At 59.3% G+C, this 2,077-nt stretch carries 2 protein-coding genes and 1 tRNA gene; 2 read left to right on the top strand and 1 reads right to left on the bottom strand.

Annotated features, from left to right (window positions below):
- Positions 1–116: 116 nt before the first annotated feature.
- Positions 117–917, bottom strand: a complete 801-nt coding sequence (gene mtfA, locus ADK28_RS06030) for a DgsA anti-repressor MtfA (RefSeq protein WP_048795162.1) — start codon at positions 915–917, stop codon at positions 117–119.
- Positions 918–1,009: 92 nt separating this feature from the next.
- On the opposite strand from mtfA, the gene ADK28_RS06025 reads away from it, so the two are divergent.
- Positions 1,010–1,099, top strand: a tRNA-Ser gene (locus tag ADK28_RS06025).
- Positions 1,100–1,569: 470 nt separating this feature from the next.
- Positions 1,570–2,077 (top strand): UbiD family decarboxylase (locus ADK28_RS06015; protein WP_193392118.1); only part of this gene is annotated, 508 nt, incomplete at its 3' end.

Raw genomic sequence — 2,077 nt, 5'->3', positions numbered from 1 at the left:
GACTGAACTACAGAGGAATCGTGTGAACGGGGCGCATGATATCCAGCGGCCCCGGGTGTGTCAACGCTAAATTGCCCCGGGCGGTGCGACTGCTCGGTATCTGAGCAATAAGCCCGTCAATCAGCCCATTGCGCGTCGTTTTCCGCCTGGCCGCGCAGCAGGCGCGCCAGCGGATCCTGGCGGTAGAAGCGGCAAAAGTGCTGATACAGCGCCGGGAAGCGTTCGGCCAGCAGTTCGGGAGCGCTGAAGAAATACTCCGACAGCACGGCGAAGCACTCGGCCGCATCGGTGGCGGCGTAGGCATCCATGCTGGCGGCCTCTTCGCCGACCATGTCGATCTCGTCCTGCAGGCTTTCCATCGCGGCATGCAGATCATGTTCCCAGGCGGCCACCTCGCGCAGCGGGATCGGCGGCACCCCGGTGGCGACGCCGCCGTTGCGCATATCCAGCTTGTGCACCGCTTCGTGGATCACCAGATTGAAACCGGAAAGGTCGAAAGAGTCCTGCACGTCTTGCCAGTTGAGCACGATCGGCCCCTGTTCCCAGCTTTGGCCCGACTGCACCACCGGCCCCGAGTGCACCAGGCCGATCTCGTCCTGCCATTCGTCTTCCACCACGAACGGGGTGGGGTAGAGCAGAATTTCGTTGAAGCCGTCGAGACACTCCGCGCCGAGTTCCAGCACCGGCAAGGCGAACAGCAGGGCGATGCGCGCCTGCATTTGCGAGGTGAGCTGCAGCCCCTGCAGCGGCACGATGCGCTTTTGCTGCAAGATCTGCCCGGCGACGGCCACCAGCCGCTGCCGCTCCTGCTCATTCAGCGGCGAGAGCAGCGGGATCGCCAGCGCGTCCTGCCACTGGGCCTCGATGTCTGCCTGGGGTTGAGAGGGTTGAGTCGCTTTCCACGGCCATTTAATCATCAGGTTGCTCGTAAAGTCGTCACTTGAACGTTCAGCGGTATGCTAATGCTGTAAAAATGCCGCAAAAGCGGGCATGATAGCAAGCGTTGTCAGGAGAGATGCCGGAGCGGCTGAACGGACCAGTCTCGAAAACTGGAGTAGGGGCAACTCTACCGGGGGTTCAAATCCCCCTCTCTCCGCCACTTTACCCCTCGTTGTTCCCCATCGAATCAAAATCCTTTTCTTTCGCTAATGCTTGTAAACCGTTCGATCTGAAACCGGTTTGCGTTGGCAGAGATCCTTTTCCGCATTATAACCCGTGCAATATCAACGAATAGCATTTTGCGATTATGTTCTTCATTTTGTGAGCCATGTTGCGCTTGAACTCGGCGCGGCGCTTGCGGCAAGCCCAGTGCTATGCATGCCGATCATGCTGAAGGTGTGAAACCGTCACGGCGATAATGTCTGCCGGCAGGGGCGTGTATGGCCCGAGTCCGCTATCCCTTGAAGAGTTTGCCAGACTGACAACATGCCCACACGTCTCCAGGGTAGCGTATATTTACACGCGATTTTTCGTACACTAATATGTGTGCACATGCACATAAATGTCAGTCTCCTCCCTGAAACGATGGGAATAGCAGGGACTGAACGCCTGGAAACCGGAGGACTTGCCATGAGTTTGCTCGATTGCGCACTGGATTTTCGTCACTTCATTGAGGAATTGCGTCGCCGAAACGATTTGGTCGACGTGCATCAGGCCGTTTCCGCCGACCTGGAGATAGCGGCTGTCTGCCGCCGGGTCTATGAGCAACGGCTTTCGGCTCCGCTATTTCATCATGTGGCGGGCGCGATGCCGGGAGCCCGCATCCTCGGCGCGCCGGCCGGCATGCTCGCTTCTGCGGAACATGCCTATTCTCGCCTCGCCCTCCATTTTGGGCTGCCGCCAGAGAGCTCCCCGCGGGATATTGTGGCGGCGATTCGCCGGGCGGTGAAGGCGGAGCCGTTTGCGCCGGATTATTGCTCGACCGGCCCGGTGAAAGAGAATATTTGGCGTGGTGACGAGGTTGATCTGGAACGTTTCCCGGTGCCGCTGTTGCATGAACGAGATGGCGGGCGCTATTTCGGCACCTACGGGTTCCATGTCGTGCAATCCCCGGACGGAAAGTGGCATAGCTGGGGCG

This window comes from Serratia sp. 506_PEND, assembly GCF_001076875.1.
In the GTDB taxonomy this organism is placed as follows: domain Bacteria; phylum Pseudomonadota; class Gammaproteobacteria; order Enterobacterales; family Enterobacteriaceae; genus Serratia; species Serratia marcescens.
This window is presented reverse-complemented; position numbering and strand designations above follow the sequence as displayed.

Bases quoted from the DNA above. Each gene is read 5' to 3' on its own strand.
- mtfA (WP_048795162.1), bottom strand. From the start codon at position 917: ATGATTAAATGGCCGTGGAAAGCGACTCAACCCTCTCAACCCCAGGCA.